This window comes from Streptomyces sp. bgisy100, assembly GCF_057709105.1.
Window position 1 is genome coordinate 59,486 of sequence record NZ_JBYITE010000032.1, and the last position, 16,904, is coordinate 76,389.

General features: G+C 73.5%; 15 protein-coding genes. 3 read left to right on the forward strand and 12 right to left on the reverse strand.

Going from position 1 to position 16,904, the window contains the following annotated elements:
- Positions 1 to 462: 462 nt before the first annotated feature.
- From AC3EQ1_RS21090 to AC3EQ1_RS21105, 4 genes are all read right to left on the reverse strand, one after another.
- Positions 463 to 732: a hypothetical protein gene (locus AC3EQ1_RS21090; protein WP_351507496.1), complete on the reverse strand. Its 270-nt coding sequence runs from the start codon at positions 730 to 732 to the stop codon at positions 463 to 465.
- A gap of 377 nt (positions 733 to 1,109) precedes the next feature.
- A complete protein-coding gene (locus AC3EQ1_RS21095; protein ID WP_432095891.1) occupies positions 1,110 to 1,913 on the reverse strand; it encodes an SGNH/GDSL hydrolase family protein in 804 nt (267 codons plus the stop codon).
- 287 nt (positions 1,914 to 2,200) lie between these two features.
- On the reverse strand, positions 2,201 to 3,718 hold the full coding sequence (locus AC3EQ1_RS21100) for an MFS transporter (RefSeq protein ID WP_432095892.1): 1,518 nt from the start codon (positions 3,716 to 3,718) through the stop codon (positions 2,201 to 2,203).
- 260 nt (positions 3,719 to 3,978) lie between these two features.
- Positions 3,979 to 4,473 carry an FBP domain-containing protein gene (locus AC3EQ1_RS21105; RefSeq protein ID WP_432095893.1) on the reverse strand — a complete coding sequence of 165 codons (495 nt, stop codon included), beginning with the start codon at positions 4,471 to 4,473 and terminating at the stop codon, positions 3,979 to 3,981.
- A gap of 78 nt (positions 4,474 to 4,551) precedes the next feature.
- Between AC3EQ1_RS21105 and AC3EQ1_RS21110 the strand changes: the two genes are divergently transcribed.
- Positions 4,552 to 5,163 (forward strand): TetR/AcrR family transcriptional regulator, encoded by a 612-nt coding sequence (locus AC3EQ1_RS21110; RefSeq protein ID WP_432095894.1) that lies wholly within the window; start codon positions 4,552 to 4,554, stop codon positions 5,161 to 5,163.
- A 154-nt stretch (positions 5,164 to 5,317) separates the two neighbouring features.
- On the opposite strand, the gene AC3EQ1_RS21115 is transcribed toward AC3EQ1_RS21110, so the two are convergent.
- From AC3EQ1_RS21115 to AC3EQ1_RS21150, 8 genes are all read right to left on the reverse strand, one after another.
- Positions 5,318 to 6,061, reverse strand: coding sequence for an SDR family NAD(P)-dependent oxidoreductase (locus tag AC3EQ1_RS21115; RefSeq protein WP_432095895.1), 744 nt, complete (start codon positions 6,059 to 6,061; stop codon positions 5,318 to 5,320).
- 76 nt (positions 6,062 to 6,137) lie between these two features.
- The gene (locus AC3EQ1_RS21120; protein WP_432095896.1) at positions 6,138 to 7,334 is read right to left on the reverse strand and encodes an acyltransferase family protein; all 1,197 of its coding nucleotides are present in this window, start codon (positions 7,332 to 7,334) and stop codon (positions 6,138 to 6,140) included.
- Between the two features lie 367 nt (positions 7,335 to 7,701).
- Positions 7,702 to 8,970 (reverse strand): acyl-CoA dehydrogenase family protein, encoded by a 1,269-nt coding sequence (locus AC3EQ1_RS21125; protein WP_432095897.1) that lies wholly within the window; start codon positions 8,968 to 8,970, stop codon positions 7,702 to 7,704.
- Positions 8,971 to 9,034: 64 nt separating this feature from the next.
- Positions 9,035 to 9,778, reverse strand: a complete 744-nt coding sequence (locus AC3EQ1_RS21130) for a class II aldolase/adducin family protein (RefSeq protein ID WP_432095898.1) — start codon at positions 9,776 to 9,778, stop codon at positions 9,035 to 9,037.
- A complete protein-coding gene (locus tag AC3EQ1_RS21135; protein ID WP_432095899.1) occupies positions 9,775 to 10,560 on the reverse strand; it encodes a dihydrodipicolinate reductase C-terminal domain-containing protein in 786 nt (261 codons plus the stop codon). The genes AC3EQ1_RS21130 and AC3EQ1_RS21135 overlap by 4 nt, the downstream gene beginning before the upstream one ends.
- Positions 10,553 to 10,828 (reverse strand): hypothetical protein, encoded by a 276-nt coding sequence (locus AC3EQ1_RS21140; RefSeq protein WP_432095900.1) that lies wholly within the window; start codon positions 10,826 to 10,828, stop codon positions 10,553 to 10,555. The genes AC3EQ1_RS21135 and AC3EQ1_RS21140 overlap by 8 nt, the downstream gene beginning before the upstream one ends.
- A 23-nt stretch (positions 10,829 to 10,851) precedes the next feature.
- Positions 10,852 to 12,429, reverse strand: a complete 1,578-nt coding sequence (locus AC3EQ1_RS21145) for a class I adenylate-forming enzyme family protein (protein ID WP_432095901.1) — start codon at positions 12,427 to 12,429, stop codon at positions 10,852 to 10,854.
- Positions 12,430 to 12,433: 4 nt separating this feature from the next.
- Positions 12,434 to 13,888 (reverse strand): nitroreductase family protein, encoded by a 1,455-nt coding sequence (locus AC3EQ1_RS21150; RefSeq protein ID WP_432095902.1) that lies wholly within the window; start codon positions 13,886 to 13,888, stop codon positions 12,434 to 12,436.
- A gap of 286 nt (positions 13,889 to 14,174) precedes the next feature.
- Between AC3EQ1_RS21150 and AC3EQ1_RS21155 the strand changes: the two genes are divergently transcribed.
- Together AC3EQ1_RS21155 and AC3EQ1_RS21160 are read left to right on the forward strand one after the other, a co-directional pair.
- Positions 14,175 to 15,089, forward strand: coding sequence for a helix-turn-helix transcriptional regulator (locus AC3EQ1_RS21155; RefSeq protein WP_432095903.1), 915 nt, complete (start codon positions 14,175 to 14,177; stop codon positions 15,087 to 15,089).
- A 223-nt stretch (positions 15,090 to 15,312) separates the two neighbouring features.
- Complete coding sequence (locus AC3EQ1_RS21160; RefSeq protein WP_432095910.1) at positions 15,313 to 16,668, forward strand: aminotransferase class V-fold PLP-dependent enzyme; 1,356 nt, start codon at positions 15,313 to 15,315, stop codon at positions 16,666 to 16,668.
- Positions 16,669 to 16,904: the final 236 nt, after the last annotated feature.

The following is a 16,904-nucleotide window of genomic DNA, read 5'->3' on the forward strand; positions in this document are numbered from 1 at the left end:
CACCGAGCCGGCCCGCTCCTGGTCCATCACGGCCGGACCTGCTCGTAGCGGTTCACGCCGCCCAGCGCCTCCCGGCAACCGGGTGGAGGTCAGAACTCAAGCCAGGGGGCGGTCGGACATGTTGACGCCGGCCGACATGTGGCGCCGGGCCGCCAGGGGCGGGGATGGCGGTGCGCCGGTGCGGGCGGTCGCACAGCGGGGGGCGGGGGTACCTCCCGGGCCGCCAGGCCCAGGGCGGGGGCACCTCCCGGGCCGCCAGGCCCAGGGCGGGGGTACCTCCCGGGCCGCCAGGCCCAGGGGGAGAGAGCCCAACGGGCCGCGCCGTCGACCGACAACGCGGCGTGGGGGCGCCTCCCGTGCCCGAAGGGCTACGAGGGAGGGCGTGCCGGCACACCGCCGCCCGGGGCGGATGTGCCGGACAGGGCCTGAGACCGTGCGCCCGGTCGGGTGGGCGGGGCCGGGTCAGCCGTGGTTGCCGAAGAGCGAGCGGCGGAGCCGTCGCAGCGGGGCGAAGAGCGAGACCCGGGAGACCCGTGCACCCCTGCTCGACACCGCCCGCACGTCACGGGACGTTATCTCCCGCATCAGCAGAGTGGCCTCCTCCGCCTCGCACGACGGCACGGCAGGACCGGCCAGCACGGCGAGATGGCGGTCGAGGCGCGTACTGGACGCGCTGCTTCCGCAGCTGATGGCAGGGACTCGAGCCCTGCTGCGCATTGCTATCTGTTCCATGAGACTCCCCACCCAAACGAGGGCACCCGACCCGGGCAGGTTAACCCTACCGTCCCGTCACGTCACCCGCGCATCCGCGGGGCCCCGATTCACCTTCCCGGCAAGGGTGTTGACATTCTGAGGTGAACTGCGGTGCACCGGGGGCGCGTTGCGCGACGGGGGGTCTCGGGCGGTGCCGGGCCGCCTCGGGGGCGCACCGATGGCGCACGCTCCGGCCGCTCGCGCCGGCGGCGGGCCTCTCCGCCGATGCCGGCCGGACGGCCCGGCCCGGCCACCGCGGCGGCGCCGCTCCGGTCGGGCGGGGTGGGCGAGGAGGCGGGGTGGGCGAGGAGGCCCCGGGGAGGGGCCTCCTCCTCCGTGGGGGTGGCGGCCGGCTGTCAGGCCGCCGAGGAGAAGACGGGGAGATAGCCACCGGACTGTCCGGCGGCCTTGGGGTGGTAGGAGTTGTCGATCGGCAGGGTGACGCTGTGGATCCAGCTGTCACTGGAGCAGATCTGGTGACCGGTGAAGGTCCCGGTCACGTCGCCGAAGGTGAAGCCGTGGTCGGCGGCACGCTTGGCGGTGGCGGCGTTGAGGTCGTCGGAGGCGGCGTTGAGGGCGGAGCGCTCGTTCTCGCTGAGGCCCGCGATACAGCTTCCGTTGATCTTGTACAGCCGCGGGTAGCCGAGGACGACGACCCGGGCGGCGGGGGCCTTGCTGCGGATGGCGGAGTAGACCTGGTCGAGCTTGCCGGGCAGCGTGGTGGCGACGTACTGACGCGCCTGCTGGACCCGCTGAAGGCAGGTGCTCTCGGAGTTGAGCACACAGGTGGTCATGACGTCGGCGAATCCGGCGTCGTTGCCGCCGACGCTGATGCTGACCAGCCCGGTGGCGGAGTTGAGCGGGGCGAGCTGGCCGGAGAGGACGTCACCGGTCCGCGCGCCCGAACAGGCGGTGAAGGAGAAGGACGCGGGCGCGTGGGCCGCTGCCCAGAGGGCGGGATAGGACTTGGTGCTGCGCTTGCAGTTGCCGCTGGAGCTGTCGTAACTCCCGGCGCCGACGCCGGAGGAGTACGAGTCGCCGAGGGCCACGTAGCGGGGGGCGGCCTGTTCGGCGGAGTACGCCGCGCCCGCCCCGGCGAGGGCGAACGCGGCACTGAGGAGGATTGCGGACGATACACCCGCAGATCGGGACAGTTTCATGGAACCTCCCTTAGCAGGACCTCTGCCACATCTGTCGTAGCAGCGCCCAGGCCACTCCGGAAGTGTCCATGCCAAACAAAGGTTCGGACCTTCTGCGCGGTGGGCGCCCCCCTGCCCCAACTGCTCCTCGACGGACCCGGCACCACGTCAGCGGACAGCAAGCGGGGGCCGGCCGCAGGGGCCGGCCCCCGGGTGGGAGCGTCGTTGCGCAGCGTCCCCGGGCGCGGGCTCCGTCGTCATGGACGCCGGAGCCGTCGCCGGAGACGGTTGTCAAGGGCCGCGGTACGTCAGCCGACGTGCCCGGGCAGCGCCCCTTCCGCCTGTTCCTGCTTCGTGGCGTTGATCGCGGCCAGCGTGATGACCAGGGCCACGACGTACAGCGCGGCGGCGACGAGGAACGCCGTGGAGAAGCCCTGGGTGAGCGCGTCCCCGGCCCGGTGCACCAAGGTCAGGTCCTTGGTGGCGAGGGCCTTGTGGAGCGTCACGGCCGCGTCGGGGAGCCGGTTGTCGGCCGTGGTCGTGGCGATCGTGGTGAGGACCGCCAGTCCGAGCGCGCCGCCCACCTGCTGCACGGTGTTCAGCAGGGCGGAGGCGATGCCCGCGTCCTGCTGGTCGACCCCGCTGACGGCGCCCAGCGTCATCGGAATGAACGTCAGACCGAGGCCGACCGCCGTGACGAACATGGCCGGCATCAGCGCGGTCACGTAGGAGGACCCCGGGTCCAGGGTGCTGAGCCAGAGCATGCCCGCGATGCCGATGAGCAGCCCGGGGGCGGCGATCCGGCGGGGCGCCAGCCGGCCCGCCAGCTTGGAGCCGACGGTGGCCGCCAGCACCATGCCGACGCTGAACGGCAGATAGGCGAAGCCGCTCTCGATCGGGCTGTACCCGAGGATCTGCTGCATGTACAGGGTCAGGAAGTAGAAGGTGGCGAACATGCCCGCGCCGACGAACAGGGCCATGGCGTAGCTGCCGAAACGGTTGCGGTCACGGAACAGCCGCAGCGGCATCATCGGGTGCGCGACCCGGCGCTGCAGGGCGAGGAACACCACCAGCAGCACGGCGGCCGCGGCGAAGCAGCCGAGGGTGCGGGCGTCGCTCCAGCCGGCCTCGCCGCTACGGGTGATGGCGTAGACGAGCGAGACCAGCCCCAGGGTGCCGGTGACGGCGCCGGGGATGTCCAGCCGTCCGGGGTTGCGCTCGCCCTCGGCGAGCGACTTGGTGCCCGCCAGGAGTGCCACGCCGATCGGGACGTTGACGAACATGACCCAGCGCCAGTCGACGTCGGTGAGCACGCCGCCCAGGAGCAGGCCGAGGGTGGAGCCCATGCCTGCCATGGCCCCGTAGATGCCCATCGCCTTGTTCCGGGCCTCGCCCTCGGCGAAGTTGGTGGCGATCAGCGACAGGGCGGTCGGCGCGGTGACCGCGGCGCCGATGCCCTGGAGCACCCGGGCGCCGATCAGCAGGCCCTCGTTCGGGGCCAGACCGCCCAGGAGCGAGGCGAGGGTGAAGACCGCGATGCCGAAGCGGAACATGCGGCGGCGCCCGAAGAGGTCACCGGCACGGCCGCCGATCAATAACAGTCCGCCGAACGCCAGGGCGTAGGAATTGACCACCCAGGCCAGGTTCGACGCCGACACGTCGAGGTCGGACTGGATGCTGGGCAGCGCGATGTTGGTGATCGTGCCGTCCAGGGCGACCATGAGCTGCGCCATGGCGATGGTGAGCAGGGCCAGTCCGGAGCGCTGGACGGCCGGCGGGACCTCGTCCGCGCCGGCCGCGGACACGGCCCCGAGGGGCTTGGACATGGGAGAACTCCTGGTGATCGAGAGCGGTTCGACGGTGCGGCCGGAGGAACGGCCGGCGGGAACGGGCCGGCCGGGCGCGCGGGGGGATCCGTACGGGCCGGCCGCCGGCCGGACGGCACGGGCCGCGGCCCGGACGTTGGGGACGCGTTGCGGCATCCCCCGCGAGAGCCGCGGCGGAGAGACGGGGACGGGGGGCCGGGTACGGGGGCCGGGTGCGGCGAGTTCACCCGTACGGGCGAGGGCCCTCGGCCGGCGGCCCCTCAGACGTAGAGCTTGTCCACGAAGTCGAAGAGCTTCGCCCGGGTGCGCTCGGACTGCTGCTCCACGGTGAGGGACTCCTCGAAGCGCCCTCCGGGCTCCGGGAGTTTCTTGCCGCGGACGTAGAGGGAGCAGGCCAGGTCGGAGCAGATGTAGACCCCGACGGAGTTGCCCTCCCGGCCCGAGGGGCCCACCTTCCGGGCCGTCATCAGGGAGACGCCGTTGCCCGGGTGGGTGGTCAGGCACAGGGAGCACATGCTGCGGTGCAGGGGCCCGCGGTGCTTGGAGGGGAAGCGGAGCGTCACGCCGATGAGCCGGCCGTCGCGCTCGACGACGATGTAGCTGCGGTCCGGCGCGGCGGGGTCCCGCCAGCCGAGGAAGTCCAGGTCCCCCCAGGGCCGTTCGGTCAGATCCCGCGGCACCGCCAGGCGCTTGGCCTCTCCCTTGGAACAGTTGACGAACGAGGCGCGGATGTCCTGCTCACTCACTTCCTTCATGCGGCGGACGCTAGCAGTGCCTATGTATATTAGGCAACAACCAAGGAGCTCTAGGTTACGTCGTGGTGGAGGTGGCACATGGGTCGAGCTGGACTGACTTCCGGCCGGGTGGCGGAGGCGGCCGCGGACTTGGCGGACAAGGTCGGGTTCGAGAAGATCACGGTGTCCGCGCTGGCCCGGAGTTTCGGCGTGGCGGACGCCAGCCTGTACTCGCATGTGAAGAACGTTCAGGACCTGCGGACCCGGGTCGCCGTGCTGGCCGCGTCCGAGCTGGCCGACCGCATCGCGGCGGCCGTGGCGGGCCGGGCGGGCAAGGACGCCCTGACCGCGTTCGCGCACGCCTACCGGGACTTCGCCCTGGCCCACCCGGGCCGTTACGCCGCCGCGCAGATCCAGCTCGACCCCGATGTCGCCGCGGAGTCGGCGGGGCACCGCCGGCTCGCCGAGACCACCTACGCCATGCTGCACGCCTACGAGCTGAGCGAGCCGGACCTCACGGACGCCGTGCGCCTGCTGCGCAGCGCGTTCCACGGCTTCGCCAGCTTCGAGGCCACCGGTGGTTTCGGCTTCTCCCGCGACATCCAGGCCTCCTGGGAGCGGGCGATCGAAGCGCTGCACGCGGCGCTGGAGCACTGGCCCGCCGCCCCGTCGGGCACCACCGGGCCGGCGGCGCGGGACGGCCGCGCGTGAGGGACTACGGGTAGGGGCGGTGCCGGGCCGGGCCGGGCCGGCGCCCACCGCCCTGCCGGGCCCCGGTCCGTCCCCGGCCATGGCGGCGTCCCGGGTCAGGGCTGCGTCCCGGGTCAGGGCGCGTGGCCGTGGCCCGGGACTCCACCGCCCGGGCTCAGGTGTTGGCGCCGCCGTCCACGGTGATCGAGGCGCCGGTGATCCACCGGCCGCCGGGGCCGGCCAGGTGCGCCACCGTCGCGGCGATGTCCTCCGGCGTCCCGAAGTGGCCGAGGGCGGTGCGCGCCGCCTTGGCCGCGGCGTCCGGGCCGTCGGCGGGGTTGAAGTCGGTGTCGACGGGGCCCACCGAGATCACGTTGGCGGTGATGCCGCGCGGCCCCAGATCGCGGGCCAGCCCCTTGGTCATGCCGATGAGCCCTGCCTTGGTCAGCGCGTACAGGGTCAGTCCGGGGCGCGGGACCCGCTCGGCGACGCTGCTGCCGATGGTGATGATGCGTCCGCCGTCGGTCAGATGCCGGACGGCGGCCTGCGTGGCGACGATGGGGGCGCGGACGTTGACGGCCAGCAGCCGGTCCACGTCCTCCAGCGGGGTGTCCTCGACCGGGCCGCCGACGCCGGTCCCGGCGTTGTTGACCAGGATGTCCAGCCGGCCGAACTCGGCCACGGTCTGTTCGACCGCGGCGGTCACCGCGGCCGCGTCGGCGCAGTCGGCCCGTACCGCGAGCGCCCGGCGGCCCCGGGCCTTGATCCGCTCGACCACGTCGGCCGCGCTGTCGGCGCTTTCGCGGTACGTGAGCGCGACATCGGCACCGTCGTCGGCGAGCCGCAGGGCGACCCCGCGCCCGATACCGCGGCTGCCCCCGGTCACCAGGGCCACCTTGCCGTCGAGAGGCGTACTCATGAGTATCTCCCTTTCCGGAGCCGTTCATTGCACGGGAACAACAGGGGAACCGCAGGAACGTCGATGGCTTCCCGGGTCACACCGGCCGGGCCTTCTCGCCCACGTCGTCGGGCCGTTCCCCGGGGGAGGCCGGCGCGGGGACGGCTCCGGCCGCGGGGGCGGTCCGCCGGGGCCCGGCCCACTTGCGCATGACGGGCGTCTCCACGCCGTGGTACAGGAGGAAGGACAGCGCCAGGCTGAGGGCGAAGGCGGCGGCGATGACGAGCAGCGCGGTGAACGGCGGCAGATGGTGGTCGAATCCGACGAGGCTGCGGACGAACAGCAGCGCGATCTCATGGATCAGATAGAACGCGAACGAGACCTCGCCCAGCCTGCGGAACACCGGTGACCCCAGCCAGGAGGCGCCGCCGCGCGACTCGGCCACGGCCAGGGCCCCGATGAGCAGGGACATCGGAATGACCGACACCGCGTCGAGGGTGTAGTAGAAGGGCACGAACAGCCCCACGACGTAGCCGACGGCGGTCAGCGCCACGGCCTGTGCGACGCCCGGACCGGTCCACCGGCCGGAGAGCACGATGCGGGCGATCAGAATGCCGAGCACGAAGTCCAGCAGCCGGACCGGCGGGAAGGTGAGGAGGAACCAGAAGGGGTACATCGACACCCCTTCCAGCATGGTTCCGTCGAAGTCGTCCGGGAACCGCGGGGTGCTGGGCAGCAGTTGGGCCACCGCGGGCAGCACCATGATCACGGCGATGACTCCGCCGACCCACCGCCAGAGCCGGGCCACCGGGATCTTCTTCACCAGCGGCAGCAGCAGCGGGAACATCAGATAGAAGAGCAGGTCGCAGGAGAGGGACCAGCTCGGGCCGTTGCCCCCGCCCGGGGCCGGCCGCCAGGCGTGCAGCAGCAGGACGTTCAGCACGGCGCTCACCGGCGGGGTGGAGGCGGCGGCGAAGAGGGCCATGGCCAGCGCGAAGGTGACCAGGTGGTTCGGGTACATCTTGAACATGCGGCGGCGCAGGAATCCGCGGTAGGTCTCCCCCGGCCTGGCCGACCAGGTGAGCACGAACCCGCTGAGGATGAAGAAGAACGTCACCCCGGCGGTGCCGGCGCTCTCGGTGGCGAAGTGGAACGCGTCCCCGACTCCGGTGTCCGGAGCGACGAAGTTGAACGTCGCGGCGTGGCACAGGAAGACCACCAGGGCCGCGACAAAGCGCATTCCGGTGATCGTGTCCAGCCGGCCACGGCGCACGAGACCCGCATTACCGTCCATGTGGCTTCCTCGTCGATACGCTCATCCGGGCGGCGCAGGGCCCGCTTTCCGTACTCCTGGGCCGTGGCACGCTGCTGTACGAAACGGTGGTATTGCCCGGAGGGACCTGTGGGCCCCGGCACGGTGTCCCGTGGTCCCCGGCGGGTCCACCGCGCTGTGCGGCGGGTCGCCGGGACCGGCGCGGACCGTCGCCGAACGTCCCCCGGTGGCGCGGCGTCCTGTGAGGAGGGGGCCGCGGCGGGCCTGATCTTTGCAGAAGACGGCGCACCGGTGTAGGTGCCGGAATGGCCCGTGGCGGTCGTGGCCGCGGGCGGTCAACGATGCGCGCCTCTACCGGTCCGATGCGGTCCGATACGGTCCGCTCCGGTCACAGGGAGCGGGCGATGACGATCCGCTGGATCTGGTTCGTCCCCTCGATGATCTGGAGCAGTTTGGCCTCCCGCATCCACCGCTCCACGGGGTGGTCCTCGACGCAGCCGTACGCGCCCAGCGCCTGGACGGCGTCGGTGGTGACCCGCATGGCGGTGTCGGTGGCGAAGAGCTTGGCGCGGGCCGCCGCGGCGGTGACCCGGGAGGCGTCCTCCCCCGCGTCCAGGCAGCGGGCGGCCTCGCGCAGGAGCGCGCGGGCGGCGGCGACCTGGGTGGACATGTCGGCCAGCTGGAAGGCGAGCCCCTGGAAGTCGGCCACCGGGCGGCCGAACTGGCGGCGGCTGTGGGTGTAGGCCACCGCGTGGTCGAGCGCGGCGCCCGCCAGGCCGACGGCGCAGGCGGCGATGCCCAGCCGGCCGCGGTCGAAGAGTCCGGAGGCGATCAGGAAGCCCTTGCCGGGGCGGCCGATCAGCCGGTCGGCGGGCACCCGGGCGCCGTCCAGGACGACGGGGGCGGTGGGCGAGGAGCGGACGCCCATCTTCCGCTCCGGCCGGCCGACGGAGAGGCCCGGGGTCCCGGCGTCGGCGAGGAGCAGGGACAGCCCGCGGACACCGGGGCCGCCGGTGCGGCAGAAGAGGTTGTAGTAGTCGGCCTGCCCGGCATGGCTGGTCCACGCCTTGGTGCCGGTGACGGTGTAGTGGTCGCCGTCGCGGACGGCGGCGGTGCCGAGGGCGGAGATGTCGGAACCGGCCTCGGGTTCGGAGATGCAGTTGGCGCCGAGCTGTTCGCCGCCGAGCATGCCGGGCAGCAGCCGGGTCCGCTGCTCCGCACTGCCGTGGGCGGCCAGCCCGTAGCAGGACAGCACATGGATGTTGACCGACTGGGCGACGCACAGCCAGCGGCGGGCCAGGATCTCCAGCACGGTGAGGTACGCCTCGTACGACCGGCCTCCGCCGCCGTACTCGACGGGATACGGCAGGCCGAGCAGTCCGGCCTTGCCGAGGGTGCGCAGGAGCTCGCGGGGGAACTCGGCGCGTGCCTCGAAGTCGGCGGCCCGGGGGGCGAGTTCGCGGTCGGCGAGCTCTTCGGCCAGCGCGAACAGCTCACTGTCCCGGTCGGCGCGGACCGGCCGGGGCGCTGCCGCACGGGTGCCACCCCGCCCGGTGCCGTGCGATCCGGTGCCGTTCCGCCCATCGGCCTCCGGCCCGGTGCGGGACGCGGTGGTGTCCGGTGTCGGCGGGGGTGCCGGTGCTGCCGGTCGTGTCATGAGGTCGGTCCTCCGCGAGATGAAGGGGGTCGGGGACGGCCGCGTCCGGACGGGGCGACAGGGGTCAGCCGCGCCACTCGGCCGCCTCGGGCCAGGCTCGGGCCACCCGGCGGACGGCGTGGTCCCAGTACGAGCGGACGGAGAGGTCGGCGTAGATGAAGTCCCGTTTGAGCTGGACGTCCGACGCCGTGGAGACGGTGTACGGTCGCCCGCTCTGTTCCGCCAGGAGCTGGAGCCGGCAGGCGCGTTCCAGGACCTGGGCGAAGACGGCGGCGTGCCGGACGCTGCGGCCCACGATCACGCCGCCGTGATTGCGCAGCAGGACCCCGGCGCCGTCGCCCAGCTGCTTGGCGATGGCCTCGCCGGTGGCCTGGTCGAGCACGGTGTTGCTGGTGTCGGTGAACAGCCCGAGGCGGCCGGTGAAGTGCGCTCCGTCATGCGAGACGGGCCGGATCTCCAGGTCCGTCGCCCCGAACACCAGGGTGTGCGGTGCGTGGCTGTGCACGATGCCGCCCACGTCCGGGCGGGCCCGGTAGATGGCCTGATGGAGCGGGAGTTCGGGGGGTGCGAGGGGGTCGGTGGGGTCGTCGGCCCGGACGGAGGCGGCCACCACCTGGCCGGGGGTGGCCTCGTCGAAGCCGCACAGGGCGTTCTTGATGTAGAAGGTGTCCCGGCCGGGCAGCCGCGCCGAGATCTGGCCCTGGTTGAAGTCGTCGTGACCGTCCATGGAGAGCATCCGGGCGCCCAGGGCGAGTTGGGCGCCCAGCCGTGCGGGCGGCCGGTCACCGGGCCGGAACATAACGGTCATGCGCGCTGCCCTCCGTTCGGCCCGCTCCGGGGTGCCGGGCGGTCCGTCGCGTTCCACAGGTCGTCGAAGACGGTGTGCGCGGGGTACTCGCCGGGGGCCCGGCCGACGCACCAGCGGGCGACGGCGACCGCACCGGCCGCCGCGGCGTCGAGCGCGTGCACCTCGTGCCGGACGGTGAGTGTCTGCGCGCCCCAGGCCAGGCGGATCTCGTGGTCGCTGACCGGGGGTCCGGCGCGCAGGGAGGCGACATCGGACGGTGCGCGGCCGGTGCGGTCCCGCCAGCGGGCGGCGAGCGCCGCGGCGGTCGCGCTGGGCCGGTGGGCCTTGGTCGCCGGGTGGCGTTCGAGGACGGCCGCCTCCGGCACGGCGCCGGTCAGTCCGGCCCGTTCCATGGCGGTCAGCAGCCCGGCGAGGTGGTCCAGCGCGCGGGTCTGGAGGTAGTTGCCCAGGGAGAGGTTGGTGGCGCGGACGACGGCCGTGTCCCGGGCCAGCTCCGCCATCCGCGCGAGATCGCCCGGGCCGAGGTCGGACACGCACTCCACGAGCGGCACCCGCAGCCGGGCGCACAGGTCCAGCACCCGGCCGACGGCCGGGGGCGCGCCGCAGTCGACGACGACGTCCGGGAGCGGCCCGCCGTCGTCCCACTCATCGGGCCTCCGCGGGTTCAGCTCACGTACTTTCAGGTCCTCTTCAGCGCAGCGGCGGGCGACGGCGCTGCCGAGCCGGCCGCGGCCGACGACGCCGACGACCCCGGCGCGCGGGCCCGTACGGGGTTCAGGCACGGGCCGTTTCCTCGAGGTGTTCCCCGACGAGGGCCACGATGCCGTCCACGGTCTCGTAGCTCTCGTTCTCCTCCTCGGGGTCCAGATAGACGCCGAGTTCGTTCTCCAGGGCGTCGATCATGCGGATGTAGGAGAGGGAGGAGTAGCTGACTTTGGAGAGGGACCAGCCGGTGGCGGCCAGTTCGGCCTCCGTGAGGTCGCCCTCGGCGCAGTCGAGCACGATACGGACGACGCGGGCGCGGAGCGCGTCCGCCGGGGGAACCGACATGGGGCTGTCTCCTTCGGGGGGTGTCACACGGTTTCCTTGGGGGCCTCGGGGGCCGTGCGGGGCGCGGTGCCCGGGCCTTCGACGGCCGTGCGGGGCCCGGGCTCGTCGAAGAGCCGGCGCAGCTCCGCCATGGCGGGTTTGCCGGTGGTGCCCCGGGGGATCTCCGGCACGACGCGCAGCAGGCTGGGCACCTTGTGGGCGGCGAGCCGTTCGGCGGTGTGCCGGCGCGGTCCGGCGGGGTCGAGCGAGGCGTCCGCGGCGAGGACGGCGCCGAGGGCCGGGCTGCCGTGCCGGTCGGTCACCTCCAGCACCACGGCGTCCCGGACACCCTCGGCGCCGCGCAGCGCCTCGGCGACCTCGACGGCGTCGATCTTGCGTCCGCCGACGTTGATCACCTGGCTGGTGCGCCCGGTGAGGACCAGGCTGCCGTCGTAGAGGTAACCGAGGTCACCGGTGCGGTAGTAGCCGTCGGCGGTGGTCCTGCTCTCCAGCGCGCCGGGCGCGTTGAGGTAGCGGGTGCCCATGGACTCGCTGCGGACCTCGACGGGGGCGGCCCTGCCCACCGTGCCGGCCCGCAGCGACACCCCGGGCAGCGGCCGGCCGAGCCCCGGGTCCCGCAGCGGGTCGGGGGCGAAGGTGAGCGGTCCGGCCTCCGCGGCGCCGAAGTAGTTCTGCACCGGCACCCCGGTCAGCGTGGTGAACCGCTCCTTGGTCTGGGGGCTCAGCGGCGCCGCCGAGGAGATCGCCATCCGCAGGTCGCGGAAGGCGGCCCGGTCGGGGGCGCGCCGCACCAACGACTCGTAGAGCGCGGGGAAGCCGACGAGCCGGGTGGCCCGGCTCTGCTCCAGCATCCGGACCACTCGCCCGGCGGTGGGCAGTCCGGCGGCGAGGTGCAGTTCGGCGCCGGTGAGGAAGGCCGGGAGCAGCGAGGTGTTGAAGGCCAGCCCGTTGGAGAGCGAGGCGAAGCACGCGATCCGGTCGGCCGAGGTGAGGCCGGTGCCGGACACCCAGTTCAGGGCGGCCCGGTGCACCGCGTGTGCGGAGAACTCGATGCAGTGCGGCCGGCCGGTGGAGCCGGAGGTGAAGCGGCACACCTCGGTGGTGGGGTGGAGTGGAGGGCGGTCCGGCCGGGCGGGGAGCGTGGTGAGCGCGAGCGGTCCCACGCTGCCGTGCCGTACGCCCCCCGCGGGTACGGCCGGGGTGTCCGCGTCGTGCAGCAGCAGGTCCAGTCCGCAGTCCTCCGCGATAACCGCGGTCTCCTGCGGCCCCGCGGCGCGGTCGATGAGGAACGGCACCCAGCCCGCGCGCAGGACGGCGAGATAGGCCACCACGTAGGCGGCGGAGTTGGCGGCCCGGATGCCGGCCCGCGGCCGGTCCTCGGCGGGAGGTCCTCCGTCGGCGGGCGGCCGCCCGGTGCCGGGTGCGGCGCGGTCCGGGGCGGCGGGCCGCCCCACGGAACCGGTGCCGCGCGCGGCCAGGTCCTGTGCCGTGGCGGCGCTCAGCTCGTACAGCTCCCGGTAGCCGAGCGTGGTGTCGCGGTCGACGACGGCGGTGCGCTCGCCGTGCGCGAGCAGGACACCGGAGATCAGGTCACTGAGCACGCTGCTACCTCTCGTTGTGGGCATAGGCCCGGTTCAGCCGGTCCAGCTTCACTGCGGACGCACCGGGGACGCCGAGCATCGCCACGTAGAGCACCTCGTGACGCTCCGGCAGCGCGGCGAGGGTCCGCCAGCGTTCGGCGTCGAAGCCCCCGACGGTGGTGATCGCGACATCGGCGCGGGCCGCCCCGAGGCAGAGGAGCTGGGCGAGGGCACCGGCCCGCAGCAGGGCCTCGTCGACCCCGGCCGCGCCGGGCCGGAAGATCTCCTGGCCCGGGGCGTGGAAGAGCACCACGGCCGCGGTGTGCCGGAGGTGTTCCTGGCCCATGCAGATCCGCACCACCTCGTCGCCGTCGGGGGCGGGCGCGGTGGGTGCGGCCGCGGGTCCGGTGCCGTACAGCGGGTGGCTGCCGGGGGCGCGGCCGGTCACCCGCCGGACGACGAGGGTGGCGCCCAGACCCGTGTCGTCGGGCAGGTCGGTGGTCAGCGGGGTGCGCAGTGCGGCGAGCACCCGGTCCAGGTCGGCGCCGGGCAGCGGGGCCTCGGCGAAGTCCTTGGTGGAGCGGCGCCGGGCGGCCAGCTCGGTGAGCGAGGTGCCGCCGGGGAACGCGGGGGCTCCGGGCAGCGGGGCCATGGCCGGGAACAGCGGCCGGCGCCCGGCGGCGGCCGGGGTGCGGGCGGGGAGCGCGCGACGGTACTCGGTGAGCGCCCGCCGGCACTCGGTCTCCGGCCAGACGGCGGCCCGCCCGGCGGGGACACCGCCCCGGTCGTCCGTACAGCTCCAGTCATGGCCGGCCCGGGGGCTCCCGGAGCGGTCCCGCAGCACCAGCGCGCTGTGCACGAAGCGGCAGTTGAGGTCGAGTTCGAGCAGTTCGGCCAGGGGCTCCGGGGCGAACCGGGTGCGCAGTTCGGCGCGCCGGTGGGAGTCCTCGGCCAGGCAGAGCAGATGGGTCGCCAGGTGGGCGGTGTCCAGCTGGGCGTAGAGATAGCCGCGGTCGCCGTACTTCCGCATCGACAGCCAGGGCCGTACGACGTTGAGCACCAGGGACTCCTCCGCCCCCGGGACGCCGAGCCCGCTGTCCTCCAGGGCGCGGGCGGTCCGGGCGCCGGTGCGCAGCAGCCGGCAGGCGCGCCGGGCCACGTCCAGCGCGTACAGGGCCGGGCCGTCCGGGCCGGGGACGACGGCGCAGTGCTCGTACGGATAGAGGGCGCCGGCGGAGGGGGCGGAGGGGCCGCCGGTCGGCGAGCCGTCCGCGGCGGTCTCGAACAGGGCGAGTACGGAGCGCAGTTCGGGAGGTACCGGGATCCGGGGCGGCCGGGCCGTGGGAGCGGCGCAGAGCGTCATCCGCTTCCAGAGGAGCGCGGCACCGTCGGTGGGGCCGGCGGTGGCCCGCTCCGTGCCCGGATCCTCCGCGCCCGGCGCGCCGGGCCCGTAACCTAGGACAGACAGGGATTCCTTCACCGGGCCACTCCTTATCTTCCCGCCTCGGAGCCGCGCCGTCGGTGGGGGAGCATTCCTTCGCCACCCATGAAATCGCTCGCAGTAGTGCAGAGTTTTCTGGTCATCGACTTGATCCCTTCAGGGGATACGGATAAGCCGAACGGAACACGGAGTTCTCGGGCCGCGGACCGCGGAACCAGAGGTGAGCTTTTCAGAGCCGAACTCCGCGGTACAGACGTATTGTTGGCCCGTGGCGGTCGCGGCCGACAACGGACACGACGATGAACCGGGGGGACATTCAGTGATCTTGGAGCCCGCACCATCGCATGAGGAAAGCTCACTGCACACGCTGGCCCGGCTCCTGGAACAACAAGAAAAGGCCCTGGAGACGGCCTCCGTCCATGCGCGCTATCTGCAGGAGCAGATAGCGGCGCTCTCCCTGTACGGCTCCGGCCCGGATCCGGGCGTCTCGGGCGTGGAGGACGTCACCGATCCCGAGCGGGCCCGCGCTCTGCTGAACTCGGTGGCCGTACTGGCCCGTCGGCAGATCCTGGTGATCCAGCCCTCGGTCCTCGCCCGGCAGCTGATCGCCGACTGGATGAGCCGTGACGGCTGTTGCGGCCGGGAGGCGGGCCTGACGATCCGCACCATTCACCAGAGCTCCGCCCTGCACAGCGCCCGCACCACCGCCTACCTGGAGAAACTCTCCGGTCTGGGGGTCCGGGTGCGGGTGGCGCCGTTATTACCGTTCCGCCTCATCGTGGTGGACGAGGCCCTGGCCCTGGTGTGTCCGCCGGGCAAGCTGCTGCTGGTCCGGCACCCGGCCCTGGTACGCCTGCTGGGGCGGGTCTTCGAGTTCTGCTGGGACGGCGCCCGGGACATCGCGCGCCCCGTGCCCGCACCGGACGCGACGGCGGACCCCATGGCCTGCCCGGTTCCGGCCAACCGCACCCTGCGCCTGACGGAACAGCAACTGGTGATCCTCAAGTTGTGGGCACGGGGCCGGCAGGACGCGGCCATCGCCCGGGAACTGCGGGTCTCACCGCGCACCCTGCGCCGGATGGTGTCCGCGCTGCTGCGCCGGCTCGGGGTGAGCAGCCGCTTCGAGGCCGGGGTGGTGGCCGCCCGCACCTGCGGCCTGCTGGACTCCCCCGACCCGGCAGACGGTGCCGAGGACGTACCCGGCGAACCGGTCCGGGCCGGGACACCGGGCGAGGCATGACACGTCCCCCGGCGCTGTCCGCCGACGGCCACGGCCGCCACGGGCCAACCGGGGCTCTACACGGGCGGGACCGGCTCTGCCACGATCTGGTCCTGACCGCGGCCTGCCGTCACCGGCGCCGCACACCGGGGTGACCCCGCCGTCCCCCGCACCTCCCCAGCACCGCCGAATCGAGGGCACTTCGCCCCTTCGCCTGCCTTCCCGAGGGAGTTCCGCCATGTCGGTGTCCGAGGCGTCAGCCGCCCGGGACGAGTCCGTCCGCACGCCGCTTCCGGTCCTCGGAAGCGATGTCCTGGTACCGCTGGTGACCGGCGGGGAAGTGCCGTACGCCGCCCTGGACTACGCGGCGAGCACCCCGGCGCTGCAACAGGTCTGGGACGACGTCGCCGCCTACGCCCCGTACTACGGCAGCGTGCACCGCGGGGCCGGCTATCTGTCCCGGCTGTCCACCGATCTCTTCGAACAGAACCGGGCCACCGTCGCCCGCTTCCTCGGCTGCCGCCCCGACGACCAGGTGATCTTCACCCGGTCCACCACCGACTCGCTCAACCTGCTGGCCGCGGCGGTCCCCGACGGAACCCGGGTGTTCGTCTTCGAGACCGAACACCACGCCTCGCTGCTGCCGTGGCGGCGGAGCGACGTCCACTGCCTGCCCGCGCCCCGCAGCCGCACCCACGCCGTCGAGCTGCTCGAACGGGCACTCACCGGCCTCCGGGGGCCCGCGCTGCTGTGTGTCACGGGGGCGTCCAATGTGACGGGTGAACTCTGGCCGGTCCGCGAACTGACGGAAGCCGCCCACAGGCGGGGCGCCCGGGTGGTGCTGGACGCCGCACAGCTCGTCGCGCACCACCCGGTGGACATCACCGCCCTGGACGTCGACTACGTGGCCTTCTCCGGCCACAAGCTGTACGCGCCGTTCGGCTCCGGCGTCCTCGCCGGCCGCGCCGACTGGCTGAACCGCGCCGAGCCGTATCTGGCCGGGGGCGGTGCGAGCAAACGGGTGGCCCGCCGGGCCGCCGGCACACTGCACGTCGAGTGGCACACCGGCACGACCCGCCACGAGGCCGGCTCCCCCAACGTCATCGGCGTCCACGCGATCGCCTCCGCCTGCCGCACCCTCACCGACGCGGGCTTCGACGGCCTCGCCGCACGGGAGAGCCGGATGGTCGCCCGGGTCACCGAAGGACTGGCCGGGATCGGCCCGGTGACGATGCTGTCCCTGCTGGGCGAGGACTGCCCGCGCGTGGCGGTCATCGGCTTCGTGGTGGCGGGCTGGAACAGCTCGCACCTGGCCGCCGCACTCTCCGCGGAGTACGGAATCGGCGTGCGGGACGGGCTGTTCTGCGCCCACCCGCTGGTCCGCGTCCTGCTGGGCGGCAAACCGACGGACCAGGGCCACTGCGGCGCCCCCGAAGCCGCCCCGGGAGAGCGCTCGCTCAACGCCCTCCGCGTGAGCTTCGGCGCCGGAACCCCCGACGAACACCTGGAACGCTTCCTGGCCGCCCTGACGGAACTGGTCCACCACGGCCCCCGCTGGAACTACCGCACAGAGAACGGCCGCTGCGTCCCGGCCCCCTGATCTCACGCGTGGAGGGCCCCTTGCCGACCACAACAGAGCTGGTCCGGACTTCAAGGCGTGAGGGGCACAGAGGGCCCCCGATGAACGTGACACCGGGCGAACGAGGCGCGGGGCCACCGGGCCGACTTGGATATCCGGGACGGGGAACACAGGCCGCTCGGTGGACACCGGGCCGGTCCGGACATGACGGCAGCGGGGGCCGCAGGGCCGGGTGGACGCAAGGGGGTGGGGGCGCA